Below are 22,303 nucleotides of genomic sequence, written 5' to 3'. Positions count from 1 at the left end.
CGCTATTTTCATAGTGATAAAAAGAGCGTGACACCGAACATCCCGGTTGCCGCGCTCTTTCTATTTTATTGCTATCGACACGTGCTCCATCCAGGATTACTCCTTCAGGGTATTCGGGTCACAGCCTTATATCCCCTATATGCTGATGCACTACATACATCATCCCCATCAAGAACAAGGCCAGCCCCAAATAACCAATCCCGAATTTCCAGCGTGACGACGTGGGTACTTCATAATATTTATCATTTTCAAACGGAATGTAATCAATCTCACACAACAATTTAAGCTGATACGCATCCGGTGTCGGTATATGCTCCACACCGTTCAGCCATACATGCTGGACAAGACACTGCTGTGGCAGCAAAATCGTCTGCTCCACATCCAGACTTTCCATATACACCGTCACATATTGCTGCCCTTCCAGATCCGAGTAGGTATTAAAAGATAGTCGACGGGTATGCTCCGGTCCGGGTAGCGGGTATCCTTGCTCATACAGATGCTGTACGTTAATCAGCGGCTTTTGCAATAAAGATTGGACCTTGACCTCTCCTTTATTGCGTTTAACATATTTTTTGTACAAATCGTAGGCAAAGAGCGCCCATATCAGGAAAAATAAAAAGGATTTTAAATACACAATGACAACAATTCCACCCACCAAGCCGACTAGCCACAACCACCGCGATACTGCCGTGGAAATTCGTCCTCCGTCGAGCGGGTGAATTGGCAGCAGATTGAGCAGATTCAGGAAAAAACCGACATACGCCAGCGCGTACAATAGCGGACTGTCCGTCGCATAGGCTCCCGCGTATACCGCCATAGCCCCAACCGTGCCCAGTAACGGGCCGCCCATCGCCACATACGCCTCTGTTTGCGCATCCAAAGGATGCCGTTTCATCGTAATCAGCGCACCAAGAAAAGGGATAAACAACGGTGCCGATACGGGAAGTCCTTTCCGCTTGGCAGCCCATACATGCCCCAGTTCATGCACAAACAGCAAAAGCACAAAACCAACCGCAAATCCCCACGGGTACAGAAGCGCATAGAAGCCAATCGTCGTCGCCATAGATATCAGCGCACCGCCGAATTTACCGAATTTCAATAGTGCCAGCAACGACTTCCCTTTCAAAAGAAGCAGCGCCGCCGCACTGCCTAGATACCATTTGGATGAGCCGGATTTGGAATTAGCCTTTTTATCATCTTTTTGCAAAAGCGTCCGCCTCCTTTCTCTACACTTCCATTGTATCCTGCTATGTACAGCTTGTAAAAACTTCCTTGCTTCAATTAATGTACAGCGTCTGTTCGCTTCATCAATTCAACGTACTGAATTAGCTCTGCCTTTTGCTGCTCCAAGACATGAATCCTGTTCGCTAACCCGGCAAAAAAAAGCTTCGATCTGGTCCCTGATCACATTAGCTGAATGCCCTCTCCATTCATGCAGACGACCATACAACACGCGCGCCGCCTGTTCATCCGTGCGAAGCTGAGCGAGCAGCCATGTCAGCTCCTTTTCCGCAAGCAATAACTCTTCCAGTTCGACCCGTATTTGTCCGTTCAAATCACTGTCCGCCTCCTATGTATTGAATGACGTTGCCATCCCCTTGTATCGTTAGTTCATTGTTATTAGCTGATGTCCGCCTGAATAAACTGCTCTACTTTGTATTCGAGGTAATAAAGAAACTCATTGGTGGTCTGCAAATGCCACTGGCTGAATTCGGTCATGGAGGAATCAAGCTGCGTTACAATCGGCTGTAGTCGTCGGCTCTGACTACTGTGCAAATAACGTGAAAGCCTTGCTCTGACACGCTGGAAATCTGCATCACATTGTTGCGCGTTTGCCTTCCATTTTTCGGCTACAGCGAGTAAATGCTCCGGCATAACCTGAATCGTACCCGCAGAGGCAGATGTAGCTGCCGTTATGAGTGCATTTTTTTGAAATTGAGTGAAGGTCTGCCCCAATTGATGCAGCCAGCCGTCCACCGTTGCCATCAGGTTGAAATCGGATGGAATACGCGGAGATTCCGCAATTCGTTCGCCTGTTGCCGGATCGTATAGCGGATTAGAGATATAGCCGTTCTCATCAAACTTATAATACTCAAGGGAGTGATAGTAAGGTCCGCCCAACGTGTTGTCAATTTGCTCTTTTAGCCCTATGCCGTCATTAGCCGTTTCATAATTACTGTTGATATGGTAAGAAGATCCTACGTGAAGATCGTATCCTCCCCCAATAAAGCTGGCTATCATATCACCTGGATGAAGGAAATTCGTAATTTGATGGTCAAATTCGCCTTTTTCTGCTTTATCCCTGTATTCTGGCGTCAAGCTGGAAATAACCGAAGGCGCACTGAATGTAACAGCACTTAACCCCGTGTAAGCTGCTGCATATTGCGCATTTCCTCCTCCCAGCGAATGTCCAGTTAGCGAGAAGCTATAGTTCTTGTATTTGCTTTGTAAATCCTTCGCATAGTCCTCTGCCTGATAGAACTGGTTTGAGCTACCGAACAAAGCCTTATCTACACTCTTTTCTTTTTCCCCCATCCAGTTGTTGAACGCCGTGAACCCTAACTCGTCGTCCATTTTCTTCATATTCTCGTTGTAAGCATCCGAATGAATATTTAAACTGCCATGAATTTTTCGGTTAATTTCAGGAAGTGCGAGGGTCGCATCGTTATACAAATCCTGTGGATCATCCGTTTCCGTCCCACGATAGGCAATGACAGCCTGATTCGTTTCATCGTTGTAAAATGTAGTGGCCGCTAATCCTGAGTCTTCACGATTAATGGAGTCCAGTACCCTCCAGCCTGGAAGCTCTTCTACTTTTCCACCTGCTTCCCGATCTTCATATGCTATTTTTGACATTGTTCTATAAGTTTTATCGTCTACACGAGTTGAAATACTCATTTATAAAAACTCCTGTCATCGCATCTTAAAACAAGATACATTAGTTACAAACTCTAGCTCAATTCATATCCTTTCTCTAATAAGACCTTCTCTAGCTCAGGGCTAATTATAAAATCAGAGGTTTCCTGTGTCTTATAATTTACTGAAATATCAAAGGTCTGTTCTTTTTGGCCCTTTACATTTCCTTTAAAGTTTATTGAATAAGCTACATACTTCGGTAACTTGTGTTCATAGGTGATCTCAACATCAATACCATAGGCCTCCTTCAAATATTGAACAGCCGTAGCCTTGGCTTTACTGGTCAGTTCAGCATCTTCATCTTTACTCACCTTTTGGCATCCTCCTAATATTAAAATAAGAGCTATCAACACCATCATTCCTTTTAGATATCGGTGGCCGATTCTAATCATCCCTTTCATATGCACAACGTCCCATCTTATATCCACAAAATCCCTTTTATGAATTGTACCTTTTCTCAAACGGAAACAAACAATACGCCTTTAGGCTTAAGATATGATTAAGTCCACAGCATCAAAAGGATGTAGAAAATTGACGTTCTTAGCTGAATAGTTTCAGTTCAACAATAAAATTATCCATATTTTTCAATAATAATTTCCATTGTGCCCTTATAATATTCGACTCCAACTATTAATTACTTGTCTAATGAATTTGTATTTGGATAGGTTCCATTTTCGATAAGGACTTTTTCTAATTCGGGACTTATAGCAAAATCCGAAGTTTCTTGAGTTTCGTAATTCACAGAAATGGTGAAATCCTCTTCCGCATGGCCTATTACATTACCATTTATATCGACCTTATTCGTTACATAAGTTGAAACTTTTTTTTGCATATGTGATTTCTACATTTAATTTATACTTATCCTTCAAATACTGGACGCCGTAGCCTAATCTCAGTCACCCTCTCTCAGCACGTAGATATCCTCGTTTACATCCAAAACGACGTCTATTTACATATGCGAATAATAATTATTCCCTTGATTTATATCCTTTTTCTATAAGGACATTCTTCAATTCAGGGTTGTATAGAAAGTTGGAAGTTTCTTGAGTTTTATAATCAACGGCAATATCAAAGGTCTGTTCTAGACTTCCTTTCACATTACCTTCGAAATCAATTTTACTGGAGACATACGATGGTAACTTATGTTCATAGGTAATTTCTACATCAAGACCATAGTTATCTTTCATATGCTTAATTGCTGTAGCCTTGGCTTTATGAATCAGTTCAGCATCTTCATCTGTATTTTCCTTTTGACATCCTCCCAGTACTAAAATGAGGACTACACACAACATCATTCCCTTTATAAATCTGCCATGACTAATTTTAATCACCTTTTCCACAATGAGGCGTCTTTATCTATATCCACGAAGCCCTTTCCCATTCCATAAATTGTATCGTTTGTTCCCCTGCCCATTCAATAAGCTTTTAGACATAATACTCATTTCGGCCTATAGTATTAAAATGGTAGAGTATTTCCACTCGCATGGTTTGTTAGTTTCAGTTTCTGCATAATATTATCCATATATTTCAATAACCATCCGCATGTGTCCACGATCACGCCTGTTCTGTTATCATAAAAGAAAACGGAATGACTCAGGAGAGGATTGCAAACCATGAGCTTTGAACTTACCCGGCGGGTCATTAGACAGCTATGCAGTCAAGCCGCTTATGACGACGGGGACGCCTATTATCGGGCCAAAAGAGTGGCCTTCACGCAAATAGATCATGATGATGGTGTGTATGAGGCTACGATCAAAGGAAGTCGCTTCTATGCCGTTGCAACTATGATCCGCCCTAATGGCAGTATCCGCGCGGAATGCACCTGTAGCACATTTCAGACCACCGGACGGTATTGTAAGCATATTGCCGCTGTTCTCATTAATGTCCATGAAATGCTGAGCGGAAAAAGCCTGTCTGTGCGTTCTTATGCTTCCAAACTCCATTCGGACATGACCTCGGACTCAGTAGAAGGAACTGAAGCAGACGGAATCTATACCGCTACCGCTGCTCAGTATGATCACGCCCGGACCGCACGATTCTCCGGCATCACGCAGAGTGACCTCCAGTTGACCGACAGTATGTTAAAGTTGTTCAGCAGCAAGAAGCCACTTCGCAGCACTCCTACCCTGCTGGATACCCGCGCTGTTCTGGATTTTCAATTTGTGATCCGTCCTTTTGCCTACGGTTACCAGAAGTACATGTTTGGTATAGAGATGAAAGCCGGGCCCAAACGATTGTATATCGTCCAGAAAATCCGTCCATTTCTCGACAGCATTGATCGTGGCGACAGCTACATGTTTACGAGAAACTTTTCATACGAGCCTCAGTTGTACCGATTTCGACTCGAACATGACGCCATTCTTCAGCAGTTGGTTCAAGTTCGCCGTAATGAGCGGATGATCCGGGAAACCTCGGGTACGTATTCGTCCTCTGGCAGCCACATGAGTGGAGAACGGATGCTACTCATTCCACCTGCGGCCTGGGAAAAGCTGCTCCCCTTGCTGGCAGCAGCACAGGGCGTCCAGTTTGAAATTCACGGAAACACAACCGAGGGTATTCCTCAGTCGGACAACATGCTGCCGCTGCAATTCGAATTCGATAAAGCCGAGGCTGACACCGAGGGTTACCAGCTAAGCATTCAAGGGCTGGATGATCTAACCATTATGGAGGGCTACGGCATCGTCATTGCCGATGGCAAGCTCGTAAAGCAAAAGAATGATCCGCTGCAACGTCTGTCCGAGCTAAAACGGATGGTCGAAGTCCATCACAAGCGGAAGATTCAGATTGCAGCGGAACAGATGGAGTCCTTTATGGACAAGGTTGTTCCCGGGCTGATGAAGCTTGGACGTGTCCATATGACCCGTTCCGTATCTGAGCGGGTTACACAGCAGCCATTAAAGGCGAAACTATATCTGGATCGGGTAAGAGACAAGCTGCTGGCAGGACTGGAGTTCCAATACGGGGAAATCATCGTGAACCCACTGGAAACCGACGAGCGGAAGCCTGACAACGAGCGTATTCTGATACGGGATGGGGAGCAGGAACAACAAATTTTGGATCTGATGGAGCATAGCTCCTTCGCCAAGACAGACAGTGGATATGTTATGGAAGATGAGGATGCGGAATATGATTTTCTGTATCATACGGTGCCACAGCTGGAAAAGCTGGTAGAGGTGTATGCCACAGGTGCTGTTAAATCGAAAATAAACAACACTCTGCCTACCCCGAAGGTACGAGTAGAGCTGGACGAACGTACCGATTGGCTTGAATTTAAATTTGATATCGAAGGCATTCCGGAATCCGAAATCCGCCTGCTGCTAAAATCATTGGAGGAAAAGCGAAGATATCACCGCTTGCCGAATGGTGCTTTGCTGCCGCTGGAAACAGAGGAATACAAGGAACTGATCCGGTTCATGAACGAAACGGGAATTCGCAAAAGCGACCTGGATGCCGCACAAATTCGCATACCCGTTACGCAAGGACTGTATTTAATAGATCCCCATGATCAAGGGAAGAATCTGACGCTGGGCAAAACGTTTCGCCAACTGCTGGAGAATATTCGTAATCCAGATCATCTCGACTTTCCAGTACCCGACACACTCGCTCCAATCCTGAGGGATTATCAGGTTTACGGCTTTCAATGGCTCAAGACGCTGGCGCATTACCGTTTCGGGGGCATTTTGGCAGATGATATGGGACTGGGCAAAACGCTGCAAAGTATCGCCTTTCTCGTCTCTGTACTGCCGGAAATCCGTAGTCAGCAGCTTCCAGCCATGATCGTGTCTCCTGCGTCACTGGTATACAACTGGCGGAATGAGCTGGAGAAGTTTGCACCCCATATCCGCGTCGTTATTGCAGACGGCATCGCGGATGAGCGTAATCGAATCATTAGGGACGCAGCGCGGTATGATGTCATCATCACCTCCTATCCTCTGCTGCGTCGGGATGCAGACTTGTACGGCAAGCTATCGTTCCACACGCTGATTTTGGACGAGGCGCAGGCATTCAAGAACCATGCCACCCAAACGGCACAGAGTGTGAAGGATGTGAAAGCCCGTTACCGTTTTGCCCTTACCGGAACACCGGTGGAAAATACACTGGAGGAGCTATGGTCCATCTTCGATGTGGTATTTCCCGAGCTATTTCCCGGTGGAAAAAGAGCATTTCACAACCTCACCCGGGATGTGATCGCCAAGCGGGTACGTCCATTTCTGCTGCGCCGCCTCAAGAGTGACGTCCTGAAGGAGCTGCCGGAAAAAATCGAATCCGTTCAGGTGTCACGGCTCCTGCCGGATCAGAAGAAGCTGTATACCGCCTATCTGGCCAAGCTCCAGCATGAGACATTAAAGCATCTGAATGAGGAAGGCTTCCAGAAAAACAGGATCAAGATCCTTGCGGGTCTGACCCGGCTTCGCCAGCTCTGTTGTCATCCAGGCTTGTTCATCGAGGGCTACACCGGAAGCTCAGCCAAGTTTGAGCAGTTGCTTGAGATCGTTACGGAATGCCTTAGTTCGGGCAAGCGGATGCTCATCTTTTCACAATTCACGACGATGCTTCAATTGATCGGACGCGAGCTTGCTCAGGAAGGAGTGCCCTACTTTTACCTGGACGGGCAGACTCCCGCTTCGGAACGTGTGGAGCTATGCAGCCGTTTTAATGAAGGAGAACGTGATCTGTTCCTGATTTCTCTGAAAGCAGGAGGAACCGGCCTGAATCTCACCGGGGCAGATACCGTCATTTTGTATGATCTGTGGTGGAATCCCGCTGTAGAGGAACAGGCTGCCAATCGCGCCCACCGGATGGGCCAGAAAAAAGTCGTGCAGGTGATTCGTCTCGTCGCGCAAGGTACGGTAGAGGACAAAATGTATGAATTACAGCAAAAAAAGAAAAATCTCATCGACCAGGTCATCCAACCGGGACAAGAAACCCTTTCGGCACTGACCGAGCTGGAGATTCGTGAACTGTTAATGATCTAGGCAGGTTTAACCGCTATGAATCCAATTTAAAATAAACTTGCACATCGCCGTGTGGTTCACACGGCTGTGCAGGTTATTTTTTGTGATCAGACAAACCACCCGGTCAGTAATGACCGTCCCTCTTTCTTCACTAGCCCTCCAACCTGAAATGACTGGGGATGTTTTTCAATGTTCAAACCATAACCAGAGTCCGTTGAAATGGTACATTCCACGGACCTTGCATAGTTGAGTATAGTGGATTAATTTGAATGATGCAGTACATTAACAACGTGGGTTTGTAAATCCAATATTCCGATGAATCACCACATTAAGGAGGAACTTGCAATGAACCATCCTCTTCATGATTCTCACAGGAATAAAGCAGTGGAGCTTATTGAGTATGAGTTAACAACATTTATACGCCGCGCAGTATACATTGATCAGTCTGAGCACAAAATCGGCACTTTGGAGCGCGCCACGTATCTGCTATTGAGGCAGCTCATGGAGTATGGCCCCACTCGTGTAAAAACGCTCGCAGATATGTTTCTGCTCGATATTTCTACCGTCAGCAGACAAACGGCCGCATTGGAAACCAAGGGACTGATTCGCCGTCTATCCGACCCTTCGGACGGGCGCGTCAGCCTGTTTGAAATCTCGGAGCTGGGTAAGAAACTGTTGCTGGAAGACAAAAAAATGAGAGTAGCCCGGTATTGCGAAATGCTGGAGAACTGGACAGATGAGGAACAGGAAAAATTCGGGGAGCTGTTAGTACGGCTGAACAAAACCTACATTGAGGGATAATCCCATACGGATATCATAAGACAAGATGTCACTGAAAAAATCCAAAAGCGAAAAGGTCCAAATTGCCGTAGAAGCACCCCGCAATTGGACCTTTTGTTTACTTATCCTTATATGTCCTGATCCATCATGATTAATCCTGCTTCAATACTCTAACTTCAATGGGAACCAGATTAGACTCAATCAGGGAACGCTGAGGCTCAAACCACTCTGGCAGCATCAGCTTGTGCCCCAATTCGTTCAGCTCCTCATCCACGGTAAAGCCGGGTGGATCGGTCGCAATCTCGAACAAAATACCACCTTGCTCCCGGAAATATACAGCATTGAAGTATTGCCGATCCACAATACCGCTCGTCCCAAAGCCATGCTGGCGAACCGTTTCATTCCACACCTGATGTTCTGCATCATCCTGGGCACGCCAGGCAATATGGTGAACCGTACCCGCACCACCGTTGCCCCACGGTACATCTTTGACCGGAATGTCGATCAGATTGCCCAAATCGCCAGTCGCCTGATAGCGGATGTAGCCTGCATCTGCATCTTCTCCGATGGGAGTCATTCCCAGAATGTTCTCCAGCACGCCTTGCGTATGCTTGGAATTAGCACTGAACAGCACTGCGCCGCCAAAGCCCTTGATCGCTTTATCCGCTGGCACGCCGCCGGCTGTCCACGTGTTCACAGGGCCATCTTCCCGCTCCACCAGCTCAAGATGCAAGCCCTCATTGTCTCGAAACTGGATGAATGACTCGCCAAAACGAGTGGCCTTCGTGAAAGATACCTTCAAGCTGTGCAGACGGTTTTCCCAGTATTCCAAAGCACCGGACGGCACGACATACGTTGTAATTCCTACCTGCCCGCCTCCGAGCTTGCCCTTGCGTGTACCCGGCGCCGGAAAAAAGGTAATAATCGTTCCGGGGCTGCCTTGTTCATTACCAAAATACAAATGATATACTTCAGGAGCATCAAAATTAATCGTCTTTTTAATTAATCTCAACCCAAGCACGCCTGCGTAAAAATCAACATTGCCCTGCGGATCTGCTGCAAAGGACGTGATATGATGAATTCCTGCGGTCTTCAATGACATCTCAGTCACTCCTTTTCCTCATCTAATCTGATTTTATTTATATATTTCAAAATCCGTTGTAGCTGACAAATTGCCCAACTGGCTTACGGTATCCACGTGCACGCTGACCAGATACATCTTCTTTACCCAAGGTAATCAGCATCACTGGCACAAAGTTTTCAGAAAAATTCAATACTTCCCGTACCTTCTCCGGGTCAAAACCGATCATCGGGCAAGTGTCCCAGCCTTTGTCCTTGGCAATCAACATGAACTGCATGGCAGACAGGCTGGCATTGCGGATCGCTTCTTCCCTTTGGAAGACAGGTCCCCGCTCGCGATAAAACTGGGTCACCGATTCCACCTCTCTGTCATATTCCTGCTTGCTCAGAACGCCCAGGTTTAGAAAGCCTTCATTATATTCAGCTACTTTCGTATACGCCTCGGTATCCCCGAGCACCACAATTGCGGCCGAAGACGTTAATATTTTATACTGCTTACTTGCCTCGTCATGCAGTCTTTGTTTCGTATCTGTATCCTGTATCACGATATAATGCGCATGCTGTAAATTAAAAGCCGATGGAGCAAACTTTACTAGCTGGAATATCTCTTCCAGTTCTTTTTTATCTATTGTAACATCAGGAATAAATTTAGAAGCCGATCTTCTCTCTTGAATAATATTTACCAATTCGCTCATGTTCAGTTCCACTCCTCGATATTATTTTTAAATGAATTATCTTTAAATTAAGAATATATCTTTATGTGTTTTCTGTCAAGTAAAAATCTTAGTAAGAAGTATGTATTTAATTGATCCACGGACTATCTCAAAATTCGACGAGGAATGGAGTTTAAAGTAAGAGAACTCTTTATACTCCAAGGCGGCAAACCTATTGCCGCAAGACTGGAATCCATATGGAGATAAAGGGCCGGAACGATATATAGAGGTACAGATTTGGGATGATAAACCATTAACATCATACAAATTCTAATGAAATCATCATATAACACACCTTTCACAGATCGGTTGCCCGTATTCTCATCGTAATGGCTTCACGTTGCGCTTTGGTCAAGCTTTTGAAAACCAAATCGTACGAATGGTCGATCATGCTGTACAAATCCTCCAGCGGGAAAGTAGAATCGACCGTTACCGTGTTCCAATGCTTTTTATTTAAATGATATCCCGGCTTAATCGCCTCGTTTTGCTCACGCAGGTTTTCCGCAATAACCGGATCACATTTCAGAGAAACTTGGCAAATACCGTTCGCTTGCCTTAAGAGAGCAAATACTTTGCCTCCCACCTTCAGCACCTGTGGCTCAGGACCAAAAGGGTAATCCTCTATCGCTTCTTTTTTGCTTAGACCATATGCCACAATCTTCTCATACATCAGCCTTCTCTCCTCTGCTCAGTCTTCATCCTATGAATCTTTTTAAAGTCGTATTTGATCCTTATTATATCACCTCCGCACTCTTCAAATACACCAGGACCATGCTACAATTAGAGTATCTGTGCCAAAAGGAGACTCATTATGGATACCATTACACATACACTGTTCGGCTTGGCCTTATACGGCGCAGTCAAGAAGTCGGACATGACGCGCAAGCAAAAGGGCGCACTACTATTCACCACCGTTATTGGCTCGCAAATCCCTGATATAGATGTGATTTCTACGTTGTGGGATGTGTCAGGGCGATACCAGATGTGGCACAGAGGACTCACCCATTCACTGTTCCTCGTTCCCGTATGGGCGGCATTTATTGCCTTGCTGGTGCGCTTGTTCTTCCAACACTCCGGCTGGCGGTGGTTTGGAATAGCCCTGCTGGCTGTGTTCATTCACGATACGAGCGACCTGTTTAACGCTTGGGGTACGGGGTATTTTGAACCTTTCTCGCAGATGAGAGTGACCTTCGGGACGATTCCGATTGTGGACCTTGTTCTATGGGCGTTGATGCTGGCGGGGTTCCTCTATGTCCGCTTCCGGCGTTCTGCCCGAATTTCCTCGATGGCCGTCTACCGGATCGTATGGACGCTGATGGCGCTGCATTTCACCGTCCAAACTGCCCAAGGCATGCTCATTCTGCACCAGCAAAAGACACAAGCGCCTTATGAGCAGGCAGCGTTATCTGCCGATTTTGTCCCCGGTATGTTCACGGTAATTAGCAAAAAGAACTCCGTGGTCACCTTGAGCAAAGGCTCCCTATGGACAGGCTTCCATACAGTAGCCGAGCTGCCATCCAAGGATCAGGCTAATCTGGATTTGCTGTTTGCCAGCAATCCCAAGTCACAAACGCTTGTGCAATGGTCACCCTTCGTGGTCGTTGTAGACGATGGACAGCGTCTGGGCGTATACGACCCACGTTTCTATCGGGAGGGTCAATCCTTTCTGTACGAATTTATCGACCGTCCGTGACGCTGTACTTGTCCTGAAGACTTAGCGATATTTCATATACTGTATCTGCAAGCTGAACAGCCCTTTCACTTCCCATTAGGAAGCTGGAAGGGCTTGTTCTGTTCGTATTGCAGAGAAAGTTATGCAAGAACCCTATATTTTGATATACTTCCGTGAGAGGCTGTATCGACAACTTCGAACGGTACTCTAGTTTAGTGTAATTCAATATGTAGATGTGTGAGCCTATGGAGGTGAACTCGTTGGATTTTGCTCTGATCCGTAAGGACCGAGACAAAAGAACGGTCGCAAATTGACTCTTTTTTTGCCTTTCGGACCTTTTCGGCCATGTGCTGAAAGGTTTTTTGTGTGTTCTAAAACAAAGGTAGGGAAAGGATTGAATGTAACCATGGCAACTCCAAAGGCGCTTAATATTTTGCAATTAAAGAAAATGAAACGAGAAGGTTTACCTATAAGCATGATTACGGCGTATGATTATCCGTCTGCTCGTTTGGCTGAGAAAGCTGGTATAGTCCACCATGACATGCTACAATACTCCTCTCCGTACCGGGAGAAAATGTTCGTAAAAACATATTCGGATATAGGTACTCTGATCCCCGACAGCATCGGGCAATTTGTCGAAGACGTAAAGAATCGTTCTTTTCCGTGCGAAGAGCATGCTTTTAAGGCAGATGAGAACGTAGTAGAACGGCTGTATGGGAATGCAAAAGTAAAGGGAGGGACCCTATGATGCGATTTTTGATTGTAGGTGCAGGGGCTATTGGAGGCTACTTCGGGGGACGTCTTGTTCAAAAAGGAGAAGACGTGACCTTCTTCGTACGTCCTTCCAAAAAATCTCAGTTGGAAGAGAACGGTCTGATTGTTAAAAGTGTTCATGGGGATTTCCAGACGCCAATCCGTGCTATTACATATGGTGAAGCTGTCGAGCCGTTCGACTGCATTATCGTTGCGGTCAAAGCATATCATCTGCCCCAATTGCAATTCGATCTTGAGCCCTATATCGGTGATCATACCATGATTCTTCCGTTACTTAACGGTTACGAACATTTTGACTCTTTACGCAAGCAATTCGGTCCGGAAAAAGTGCTGGGCGGACTTTGTTATATCGAAACTACGCTAGATCATGATGGTTCTGTCGTTCAGACAAGTCCATTCCACCGTATCGTCTTCGGTGAATGGAACGGTGTGCAATCAGAGCGTACACAAATACTGCTGAATCATCTTGATCATGCAGGCTTCACAGTCACACGAAGTCAGGATATCCAGCGTGAAGTTTGGCAGAAATATATATTTGTTGCCAGCTTGAGCGGAATCACAACACTAATGGATACCTCTGTCGGGACTATACTTGCCACGGCAGAGTCACGTGCTATATACGAAAAGCTGCTGCATGAGATGGTCACACTTGCTCGCAACGCAGGGATGCCGATTGATTCAGAGATGGAAGCTCATACATTGAAAACGATGGAGTCCTTACGACCGGAGATGATGTCATCCATGCAACGTGATATGCATAAAAAGCTTCCGATTGAAGCGAGTCACCTGCATGGTTCACTTCTTGCATTGGCTTCTGGCAGTAATGATGCATATCCGATACTTGAAACGGTATATGCCCGATTAAAGGTATATGAGAGCTTATTGGATACTATCTAACATTTGATTAAGTTAAAAAGCAGATCCTTCCATGATGTGTTCATGAAGGTTCTGCTTTTGTTTTACTCTATACTGTCTATCTTGAGCAAGCTTGCTCAAGCCCTTGAAGTAATGCATGTAACTCCTGCCTGGTTTCAGAATCGGTAATTACGCCTTCCTGATTTAGCTTCAATGTGATATGCGGAATAATGACCTTTCCATTTTCCACAATCTCGGCATTGATCATTTGCAGTGTGAGCAACAGAGAGGCATGGGCCAGATTCCCACCCATAGGAGAAGGTGACGCGCTAATAACTGCTGTAGGTTTATTTACAAATTCGCCCGAAGAAACGATCCAATCCAATGCATTTTTCAAAGTACCCGGAACACCATTCCCATATTCCGGCGTACAGATCAATACCCCATCCACTTCTTTCAGTTGTTCCCGCAGCTCCTTGACGGAAGCCGGCCCGTCTTCTACATCCAGATCCGGGTTAAAATGAGGAAGCTCACCCAATCCGTTATACATCGTAAATATCATATTGTCTGGCGCTAACCCAATGGTAGCCTTTAATAAGGCTGTATTGGAGGACTTTTGACGAAGACTCCCCGATATAGCCAGTACCTTGATTTTCTGATCCACCCATATCATCTCGTTTCCTTATTTAACTGGCAACATCTTTTATACTCAGTGTACTACAGATAACCCAGAATTAAAAAATGCCTGCGGCTTCGCAGGCATTCGTCAAATCAGGTATCCTTCTCTTGCTTGCGCTGTACCCCGATCAGATCGAGGAAGAAGACGAACAGCGGAATACCGACAATCAACCCCCAAATCCCAATCAGATGCTCAGAGAAAATCAGGACGACAAAGGTAAAGAAAATCGGTAAATTGGTTTTGGATGACATCAGCTTCGGATTCAGGAAATAAGCTTCAATCGCATGGATCACCACGATCAGAATGATCAGGTAGATGACATAATGAATGCCTCCGACGCTAAAGGCGATCAGACCGAGCGGCAACAGTGAGATGAACACACCTGCCACCGGAACCAAACCCAATACGAAGATGATCAATGCAAGACCGAGCAGATTGGGAAAACCCATAATCCAGAGCGCAATCGTGGTCAATATACAGTTAATCAGTGAAATCAGCAGTTGAGCCTCCAGCACCTTCCCGAACGTATCCAGGAACATGCGGCCAAAGTGACCCACTTCTTCAAAAAACCACCCCAGCTTGCTATGCTTAAACGTAGCTGTAAAGCGTGTAATATAGGATTTTTCCATCAGGAAGAATAAGCTCAAAATAATCGACACCAGCAGTTGTGTGCCCAATTGGCTTACTTTCATGACTGCATTCAAGCCAGGCTCAAATAGCCGTTGAACATTAAGTGTATCCATAAATTCGATAATCGTTTCGTTCCATTGGTTACGATCCGGGTACATATACGCTTGCTGAATCATGAGATACACCTGCTTGACCTGCACGCTAATCAGCGGCACCATCCGGTAAACTCCCCATACGATGATCAGAATCAGCAACACATACACCAGTAGCAACACAATCGTAGGCGGCACATTGGCGAACCGCTTGATCAGCTTGGTCACTCCGTTATATATACTGCCGATCAGGATCGTAAGCAGCAGGGTTAACAAAATAATATTCATCATGCTCTTTAATAAAAACAACACCAAAATGATTATCGCAAGGACGGCTCCCCGCCTAACACCCGCATGATTCATCCAATTTCTTACCATTCGTCTTTATTCCCTCTCTCCTTCTTGACTGTCAACCTTGTAATCTGTCCTAACGATCAGCTTTCTCTTTTTAACAATTTACTGTTAGCGATCAATAGAGAACCTACCATGACCAGGATGGCAATGGACCACCAAAATGTATTCTTGGCATCATCGTGATCTACAATAATGAGCCTGATGACAGCCGTAATGCCAATATAGATGAAATAACGTAAAGGAAAATGGAAATTGGTTTTAAAGTACTTAACAATTAATGCGATGAACTCAAAATACAAAAAGAATACAAGCAGCTCTTCCGTGAATTCGTAGTAATTCTTATCCAACTCTGCAGACAAGAAAACATAGGAGAAAATGGACCATGTTTCTTTCAGCAGCAAGAAGCTTAAAATCAGTCCGACCAGAAACAACGAGATATTCAGGATCATTTGCAGAAAACCAGGTAATTTTTCAATATGCTTCATAAAAGCGTTCACTACAGATCCCCTCACTGGTTGTACAGTTTCTTTATTATATTATCGGCGGAATTCATGAAAAATGCTACATTACTTTTGGTGTAACCTTATTGAAAGTGTATATTCGCTCCGGTAATATAACCAATCGAGATAAAAATAAGGGTCCATACGAGAGAACCTGCGCTTGCGACCAGCATATATTTTCGAACAGGCATTGCGCTAATTCCAGACAAGTAGCTTGTCACATGCCTGACGCCCGGAATGAAATAACCGACCAGAATGGTCCACAGCCCGAAGCGTGCAAACCACCCCTTCACCCTTGCAAACCGCTTCGGTGTCAGCCCGAACCACTTGCCGTGCTTATCCACCAACGGCTGTCCCAGCTTTTTGCCCAGCGTGTAGCTGATCATCATGCCTGTCATGGCCCCCATAAAGCTGACCAGTACAGACATTGAATAATTCAGTACCATGATGGAGGACAGATAGCCGACAAAGACCATAATAATTTCATCAGGAACTGGAAGGCCGATAATCCCGAGAGCAAGAAGTGCAAAAATAGCAATATACCCGTATTGTGTAATTATGCTCATAGCCCATTCCATAGGGTGCTACCTCCTGATCGGTTTTTTTTTGAAGGACGGGAACGGAATACGGCTAATCATCAGGAAAGACAGCACTACCATGAGCCCAAGCAATAATTCGGGTCGCAAATGCTCACTCCATAAAAACATAAAGGACAAAATAACACCCGCAGCCGTAATTGGCATGCCTACGAAGCCTGTACTAAAAGCCATCAAGTTGAATCTTGCCAGCCTCACTGCACCGCATATCACAAACAAAACAGCCACAAGCGGCCCCATCCAATGTGTACCTCCCAGTTGGTAGAACAAGGTCAAGAAAGCAGGGGCAACGCCAAATGAGACCACATCCGCCAGCGAATCGAGCTGCTTGCCAAAATCACTGGAGCAATGCAGCAGCCTTGCCAGCAAACCGTCTAGCACATCCCACAAAGCAGCCACCATAATCAGAATAAAAGCGGTCGTATATTGTTCATGAATCGTGTAAAACAGGGATAGTACCCCTGCCCCCAGATTTGCCATCGTGCATAGTGAGGGCAACCAATTCCATTTCATACTGCTTGACTCCTTTGCCATAGCTTAACCTCCGAATATGACGACAAAACGAACGCCATCCCTGGTATTCTCCGCCATATAGCGAAAATCGTGCAAATCCAAAATCCGTTTGACGATCGACAGTCCCAGTCCGGTTCCCCCTGTCTGACGGCTGCGTGAAAGCTCGGCCCGGTAAAACCGCTCCCAAATTTGCTCCAGCTGATCGTCGGGAATCGTTTCTCCTTTATTTTGAATGGAAAAGGTATTGATTTCCCCGGAGCCTTCGATACGGATCGTAATCGAGCTTCCTTCCTCAGCATGCCTTATGGCATTGATGACGAAGTTGAAAATCACCTGCTCCAGCCATCCGGCATCGGCATGAATCGGCAGCTCATTAGCAGGGATAATGACCGCTTCCAGATGCTTTTCCTTTAGCAGATGGAACAGCTTGTCCACGACTTCCTCCACCAGCTCGCTCAGTATAAAGGTCGTTTTGCGAAGCTTGAGGGTACCGGATTCCAGCTTGGCGAGGTCCAGCATATCCTTGACCAGTCGCTCCATTTTGTCCGCTTCCTCCACAATCACCTTGATATAGTGGTCCTGCTTCCCGGCACTAACGCCATCCTGTAGCCCTTCGGCGAAGCCTTTAACAATACTAAGCGGGGTCTTCAGCTCATGAGAGGCGTTGGCAAAAAAGTCCTGCTGCACAGCCTCCATCCTCTGTTTCTGCTCCATATCCTCAACCAGTTGCTGGTTAGCCTCCTGAAGCTCGCGCAAAGCGGTGTCCAGGTTCTGGGACAGGGTATACATGCTGTAGGACAGGCTGCCCAGCTCATCATTTTGCCGAATCGGTGTATGGGCTGTAAAATCGAGCTTAGCCATCCGTTTGGCAGTATTGTTCAAGGCAATGAGCGGACGGGTCACCATTCGGGAATAGAACAAGGACAAAATCAAAATCAGCGCAAAGCCCCCGATGCCCAGGTACAGATAGAACCAGCGCAAAGCTTCATTCGTCTCGCTGATTTCCTGCAACGATGTCACTGTGAACAGCAGGTCGATCTCTCCGGTGCTTTGTCGTACAGGATGGACAATGACCGCATTACGCACACCCGTCCAAGGCTCCGTCCACTCTTCCTCCAGCACTTCAAAATTCTTGAGCTTCTCCAAATGGGTCTGCGATAAAGGAAACCATTCCTCCAGCGCACTAAACAGCAATCCTTGCCGCTGGCTCCAGGTTTTCAGATCCGGCAGCACAATTTCTGTCACTGTACCGGACAACCTTACACTACCCTCTGTGCTCGACTCTTCCGAGGTCGTTCCTATATGTTTGGAGCCAGGCTTTTGAATGCCCGACGGATAAATGAAATTGGCAGAAGAGATGCCGTCGGTTTCCAACACTTCACCTTCAACGGTTAACGTGTCACCCGGCTGAATCCGGGCCGCCCTCAGCTCATCTCCGAACTGGCTCATAAACAGAGACAACGATATTTTAACGATCTGCCCGTCTGCTTTTCGGAGATTGATGTGGAACGGGTCATCCAGCTTTACTTTGCCGTCCAGCGTGACAATCGCCAACTGGTTCTTATTCTGAAACATAAAACGGGCTGCTTCTCGTGAAACCCTATCGGAGCCCCAGGCTTCCTTGACATAGCTTTGACCGAAGCTTTGCAAACGGCTTTCCACACGCCCGATCTTCTGTTGCTGATAAAATTTTTCAAAAAAAAGCAATTGGCACAAAATCACCATGCCGTAAAAACAAAGAAAAAATGCAACGGTCATAATGAACAACTTAAAGGTAACTCCCCGTTTGTTCATTCTTCCTCCTCAAACCTGTAGCCTGTACCAAAAACGGTCCGGATATGGCGAGATTCACGGCCCAGCTTGCTTCTCAGCTTTTTGATATGCGTATCCACGACCCGCGTGTCTCCTTCAAAGTCGATCCCCCACACCCGGCTAAGTATCGCATCCCGTGAAATGACCATACCTTTGTTATGTATAAGCAGCCGCAGCAGCTCATACTCCTTGGGCGTCAGCTCGACTGCCGCCTGATCTACCTCAAGCCGATGAGCCATCGTATTGAGAATGGCCGTGCCGAACCGCAGGACATGCGACTCAGGCAGCACATGGCCCTCCACCCGTTTCATCAGCGCGTTCGCGCGGGCGATTAGCACCTTAGGGCTAAAAGGCTTGGTAACGTAGTCATCTGCTCCCAGCTCAAAGCCCAATATTTTATCATCATCACCGGATTTGGCGGTCAGCAAAATGATCGGCACCCCGGAACGGCTGCGAACCTGACGGCATACCTCCCAACCATCCAGCTCCGGCATCATAATATCGAGTATGATCAGGTCGGGCTGCACCGAATCAAACCAGATTAGCGCATCTTTTCCATTGCCTGCTTCATAGACTTCCCAATTATTCTGTTTAAAATAATCCGCAATGACTTCACGGATACGAATTTCATCCTCCACAAGAAGAACCCTTTTATTCAATCGACTTCCCTCTTTCGGTCATTCTAGGACATCAGCATACCAAAGAGATGTGTTCTTTATGTGTTCTTGGCACTTCCGATCAGCAGAATCTAGCTTGGATTAGGGCAAATTTGTCTTGGCTCAGACCATCTCATCTCCTATGATCCTACCCTATAATAAGAAGAGATACAAAAAGCGTTAACAGGAGGGTAATACATGACCAATCAGACCATTCAGTGGTTTTCCACTTCCAAAGCAAAAGCCTGGCAATCCCAATCTCATCATCTTAGCGAAACCCAAGAGCATGCCAACCTGACCATTACGGGGGAAACGCATCAGCTCGTCGAAGGCTTTGGCGGCTGTTTTAATGAACTGGGCTATGTGGCCTTGGACCATTTGGAGAGCAACGAACGGGAGCAGGTACTTCATTCTCTCTTCCACCCGGAGGGTGAGCATAAATTCACGATTTGCCGACTCCCTATTGGAGCCAGTGACTACGCGCTGGAATGGTACAGCCACAATGAAACGGATGGCGACGTGGAAATGAAGCACTTTTCCATCGAGCGTGATCAGCAGTATCTCATTCCTTTCATTCGGGAAGCATTGCAACTTAACCCGGACTTGAAGCTGTTCGCTTCACCCTGGAGCCCGCCGACATGGATGAAATCGCCCAAGGCTTACAATTATGGCACACTGCGCTGGGAAAAGGATATTTTGAAAGCGTATGCATTATACTTCGTCAAATTTGTGCAGGCTTACCGTGAGGCAGGCATTACGATTCATCAGATCCATGTTCAAAATGAAGTCATTGCCGATCAAAAATTCCCTTCCTGTGTATGGACCGGAGAACAGCTGCGTGAATTTATTCGCGATTACTTGGGCCCCGCCTTCGAGAAACACGGACTAGATACGGAAATTTGGCTAGGTACCATTAACGCCCCCGATCCGTGGGAAGAATTAATGAAGAAGACTTCGACCGGATTCGATGAATATGCCCATACCGTGCTGAGTGACCCGGAGGCCTACAAATATATTAAGGGCGTGGGCTATCAGTGGGCAGGCAAAAACGCCATCCAGCGCACCGTAGCCAGCTATCCCGAGCTTCGTTACATGCAGACAGAAAATGAGTGCGGGAACGGAGAAAATTCGTGGGACTACGCCAAATATGTATATAACCTGTACCAGCACTACTTTACCAATGGCGTGAATGCTTATATTTACTGGAACATGGTTTTGGAGCCGAAAGGCAAGAGCACATGGGGATGGGAGCAAAATTCGATGATCACCGTTGATCCGGCGGATCGTAAGCGTACCCTGAACCCGGAATATTACGTGATGAAGCACTTTTCTCATTTTGTATTGCCGGGTGCGAGACGCATTGGACTCCATGGATCATGGACGGGAAATGCCGTTGCTTTCCGCAATGCTGACGGACAAACGGTAGTGGTCATTGCCAATCCGTTCCACGAATCGCGTGTGCTGAATCTGTCCGCTGGAGAGGCTACACATCATTTCGAGCTGGAGCCGGAATCATTTAACACCATCGTCATTCCTTCTTAACCGTCGCAGGCTTCTCAGCTGTTCGTGCAGCATCACGTGTCACTGTCCGGTCCGTCCGTATCCAAAAGTATGGTTAGTTTCCAAAATGGATGTATCCACTTTTGCGTATAGTAGCCATAAATAGTATACTTGGAGTAACTACGGACAGGAGGTCGATGAACATCACTACTGTAAAAGACCGGATTGATTTGAAGCTGATTAATTGTGATAAGGAATTGACCCTCGCCGTCATCGGCGGGAAATGGAAGCTGATTATTTTGTGGCATCTCGGCTTGGAAGGCACCAAGCGGTTCGGTGAACTGAAAAAGCTGATCCCCCACATTACGCAAAAAATGCTGACCAAACCAGCTGCGCGAGCTGGAGGAGGATAAACTCATTCTTCGTAAGGTCTATCCTGTCGTCCCTCCGCATGTGGAATACTCACTGACCGAGCATGGCGAAAGCCTGATTCCGGTACTGAGAGCGATGTACGATTGGGGATCAAACTATCGCGAGAACGTGATTTGGAAAGAAGAAGAAGCGATTCAGGACGTAACGCCCGTTTAATCAGCTTAACTATACATTTTCGTGATGAAGACAATCCTGGGATGGGATATCCGGGGTTGTCTTTTTTCATTCTTAATCTTTTTCTGAATGAGCAGCTCCACTTGCTTCTTCCAGAGAATGAATGAGAAGTCTATGATCGATCGGTGACGACATGACAATCAGGCTCGTGTAGGTTCCATACTTATCGCACTGGTTACTAAACTCTTCTAGGGTGCGCGTCGAGTTGGTCACTACTTTTAATAAATAACTGTGATCTCCGCTTATACGGTGGCACTCGGCAACATGTGGAGATGTATGGACAAAATCAAGAAATGCATGGCAATCTCTAGTCCGAAACAATATATAGGCTGCCGTATCCTTTCCTATTTTTTCAGGAGAGATGATAGTGCGATACTCCTTGATAATCCCCTTTTCTTCCATTCGTTTAACTCGTTCTGTTACAGCAGGTTGGGACAAACCCACGCATTTTCCTAGTTCCGTCATTGAAATTCTTGCCTGACTTTGAAGATAAAAGAGGATTTGTTTGTCTACATGATCCACTTTAAATGCCCTCCTTTAAATTTAATGTTTTTATGAGAAATTCATTTAATTACTTTGTTTCATCATCATAATGTATTGATTGTGCTATGTAAAATGAA

23 protein-coding genes and 1 pseudogene are annotated in these 22,303 nt (G+C 46.2%); 7 read left to right on the top strand and 17 right to left on the bottom strand.

What is annotated here, in order from left to right; translation table 11 throughout:
* Positions 1-118: 118 nt before the first annotated feature.
* The 6 genes from QMK20_RS03290 to QMK20_RS03265 all read right to left on the bottom strand — a co-directional run bounded on the left by QMK20_RS03290 (position 119) and on the right by QMK20_RS03265 (position 4,256).
* Positions 119-1,207, bottom strand: coding sequence for a site-2 protease family protein (locus QMK20_RS03290; RefSeq protein ID WP_283654582.1), 1,089 nt, complete (start codon positions 1,205-1,207; stop codon positions 119-121).
* Between the two features lie 105 nt (positions 1,208-1,312).
* Positions 1,313-1,555 (bottom strand): hypothetical protein, encoded by a 243-nt coding sequence (locus tag QMK20_RS03285; protein WP_283654581.1) that lies wholly within the window; start codon positions 1,553-1,555, stop codon positions 1,313-1,315.
* A 65-nt stretch (positions 1,556-1,620) separates the two neighbouring features.
* Complete coding sequence (locus QMK20_RS03280) at positions 1,621-2,898, bottom strand: Tle-like phospholipase domain-containing protein (protein WP_283654580.1); 1,278 nt, start codon at positions 2,896-2,898, stop codon at positions 1,621-1,623.
* 53 nt (positions 2,899-2,951) lie between these two features.
* Positions 2,952-3,227 carry a hypothetical protein gene (locus tag QMK20_RS03275; RefSeq protein ID WP_283654579.1) on the bottom strand — a complete coding sequence of 92 codons (276 nt, stop codon included), beginning with the start codon at positions 3,225-3,227 and terminating at the stop codon, positions 2,952-2,954.
* A gap of 323 nt (positions 3,228-3,550) precedes the next feature.
* A complete protein-coding gene (locus QMK20_RS03270) occupies positions 3,551-3,748 on the bottom strand; it encodes a hypothetical protein (RefSeq protein WP_283654578.1) in 198 nt (65 codons plus the stop codon).
* A gap of 136 nt (positions 3,749-3,884) precedes the next feature.
* Positions 3,885-4,256, bottom strand: a complete 372-nt coding sequence (locus tag QMK20_RS03265) for a hypothetical protein (protein ID WP_283654577.1) — start codon at positions 4,254-4,256, stop codon at positions 3,885-3,887.
* Between the two features lie 273 nt (positions 4,257-4,529).
* Here QMK20_RS03265 and QMK20_RS03260 point away from each other — a divergent pair, with 273 nt between their 5' ends.
* Both QMK20_RS03260 and QMK20_RS03255 read left to right on the top strand, forming a co-directional pair.
* The gene (locus QMK20_RS03260; RefSeq protein ID WP_283654576.1) at positions 4,530-7,892 is read left to right on the top strand and encodes a DEAD/DEAH box helicase; all 3,363 of its coding nucleotides are present in this window, start codon (positions 4,530-4,532) and stop codon (positions 7,890-7,892) included.
* A gap of 324 nt (positions 7,893-8,216) precedes the next feature.
* Positions 8,217-8,672: a MarR family winged helix-turn-helix transcriptional regulator gene (locus tag QMK20_RS03255; protein WP_283654575.1), complete on the top strand. Its 456-nt coding sequence runs from the start codon at positions 8,217-8,219 to the stop codon at positions 8,670-8,672.
* A 130-nt stretch (positions 8,673-8,802) separates the two neighbouring features.
* On the opposite strand, the gene QMK20_RS03250 is transcribed toward QMK20_RS03255, so the two are convergent.
* From QMK20_RS03250 to QMK20_RS03240, 3 genes are all read right to left on the bottom strand, one after another.
* Positions 8,803-9,753, bottom strand: coding sequence for a ring-cleaving dioxygenase (locus QMK20_RS03250; protein WP_283654574.1), 951 nt, complete (start codon positions 9,751-9,753; stop codon positions 8,803-8,805).
* A gap of 46 nt (positions 9,754-9,799) precedes the next feature.
* Positions 9,800-10,426, bottom strand: coding sequence for a nitroreductase family protein (locus QMK20_RS03245; protein ID WP_283654573.1), 627 nt, complete (start codon positions 10,424-10,426; stop codon positions 9,800-9,802).
* A 316-nt stretch (positions 10,427-10,742) separates the two neighbouring features.
* Positions 10,743-11,114, bottom strand: coding sequence for an MmcQ/YjbR family DNA-binding protein (locus tag QMK20_RS03240; protein WP_283654572.1), 372 nt, complete (start codon positions 11,112-11,114; stop codon positions 10,743-10,745).
* Positions 11,115-11,255: 141 nt separating this feature from the next.
* Here QMK20_RS03240 and QMK20_RS03235 point away from each other — a divergent pair, with 141 nt between their 5' ends.
* The 3 genes from QMK20_RS03235 to QMK20_RS03225 all read left to right on the top strand — a co-directional run bounded on the left by QMK20_RS03235 (position 11,256) and on the right by QMK20_RS03225 (position 13,787).
* Complete coding sequence (locus QMK20_RS03235) at positions 11,256-12,137, top strand: metal-dependent hydrolase (RefSeq protein WP_283654571.1); 882 nt, start codon at positions 11,256-11,258, stop codon at positions 12,135-12,137.
* 385 nt (positions 12,138-12,522) lie between these two features.
* Positions 12,523-12,864: a 3-methyl-2-oxobutanoate hydroxymethyltransferase gene (locus QMK20_RS03230; protein ID WP_283654570.1), complete on the top strand. Its 342-nt coding sequence runs from the start codon at positions 12,523-12,525 to the stop codon at positions 12,862-12,864.
* Positions 12,864-13,787: a ketopantoate reductase family protein gene (locus QMK20_RS03225; protein ID WP_349362255.1), complete on the top strand. Its 924-nt coding sequence runs from the start codon at positions 12,864-12,866 to the stop codon at positions 13,785-13,787. The genes QMK20_RS03230 and QMK20_RS03225 overlap by 1 nt, the downstream gene beginning before the upstream one ends.
* 76 nt (positions 13,788-13,863) lie before the next feature.
* On the opposite strand, the gene QMK20_RS03220 is transcribed toward QMK20_RS03225, so the two are convergent.
* The 7 genes from QMK20_RS03220 to QMK20_RS03190 form a co-directional block, all read right to left on the bottom strand.
* A complete protein-coding gene (locus QMK20_RS03220; RefSeq protein WP_283654568.1) occupies positions 13,864-14,418 on the bottom strand; it encodes an NADPH-dependent FMN reductase in 555 nt (184 codons plus the stop codon).
* 98 nt (positions 14,419-14,516) lie between these two features.
* Positions 14,517-15,524: an AI-2E family transporter gene (locus QMK20_RS03215; RefSeq protein ID WP_283654567.1), complete on the bottom strand. Its 1,008-nt coding sequence runs from the start codon at positions 15,522-15,524 to the stop codon at positions 14,517-14,519.
* Positions 15,525-15,580: 56 nt separating this feature from the next.
* A complete protein-coding gene (gene psiE, locus QMK20_RS03210) occupies positions 15,581-15,997 on the bottom strand; it encodes a phosphate-starvation-inducible protein PsiE (RefSeq protein WP_283654566.1) in 417 nt (138 codons plus the stop codon).
* Positions 15,998-16,083: 86 nt separating this feature from the next.
* On the bottom strand, positions 16,084-16,578 hold the full coding sequence (locus QMK20_RS03205; RefSeq protein ID WP_283654565.1) for a DedA family protein: 495 nt from the start codon (positions 16,576-16,578) through the stop codon (positions 16,084-16,086).
* Positions 16,579-16,584: 6 nt separating this feature from the next.
* Positions 16,585-17,109, bottom strand: coding sequence for a CDP-diacylglycerol--serine O-phosphatidyltransferase (gene pssA, locus QMK20_RS03200; RefSeq protein ID WP_044645397.1), 525 nt, complete (start codon positions 17,107-17,109; stop codon positions 16,585-16,587).
* 24 nt (positions 17,110-17,133) lie between these two features.
* Positions 17,134-18,903 carry a sensor histidine kinase gene (locus tag QMK20_RS03195; RefSeq protein ID WP_283654564.1) on the bottom strand — a complete coding sequence of 590 codons (1,770 nt, stop codon included), beginning with the start codon at positions 18,901-18,903 and terminating at the stop codon, positions 17,134-17,136.
* Positions 18,900-19,580: a response regulator transcription factor gene (locus QMK20_RS03190; RefSeq protein WP_283654563.1), complete on the bottom strand. Its 681-nt coding sequence runs from the start codon at positions 19,578-19,580 to the stop codon at positions 18,900-18,902. Before QMK20_RS03190 ends, QMK20_RS03195 begins: the two co-directional genes overlap by 4 nt.
* 195 nt (positions 19,581-19,775) lie before the next feature.
* Here QMK20_RS03190 and QMK20_RS03185 point away from each other — a divergent pair, with 195 nt between their 5' ends.
* Together QMK20_RS03185 and QMK20_RS03180 are read left to right on the top strand one after the other, a co-directional pair.
* On the top strand, positions 19,776-21,119 hold the full coding sequence (locus QMK20_RS03185; RefSeq protein ID WP_283654562.1) for a glycoside hydrolase family 30 protein: 1,344 nt from the start codon (positions 19,776-19,778) through the stop codon (positions 21,117-21,119).
* Positions 21,120-21,274: 155 nt separating this feature from the next.
* Positions 21,275-21,665 (top strand): annotated as a pseudogene (locus tag QMK20_RS03180) (winged helix-turn-helix transcriptional regulator).
* Between the two features lie 72 nt (positions 21,666-21,737).
* Here QMK20_RS03180 and QMK20_RS03175 read toward each other — a convergent pair.
* Complete coding sequence (locus tag QMK20_RS03175; protein WP_283654561.1) at positions 21,738-22,205, bottom strand: Lrp/AsnC family transcriptional regulator; 468 nt, start codon at positions 22,203-22,205, stop codon at positions 21,738-21,740.
* Positions 22,206-22,303: the final 98 nt, after the last annotated feature.

The sequence above is a fragment of the Paenibacillus sp. RC334 genome, assembly GCF_030034735.1.
Classification (GTDB): Bacteria; Bacillota; Bacilli; order Paenibacillales; family Paenibacillaceae; genus Paenibacillus; species Paenibacillus terrae_A.
This window is presented reverse-complemented; position numbering and strand designations above follow the sequence as displayed.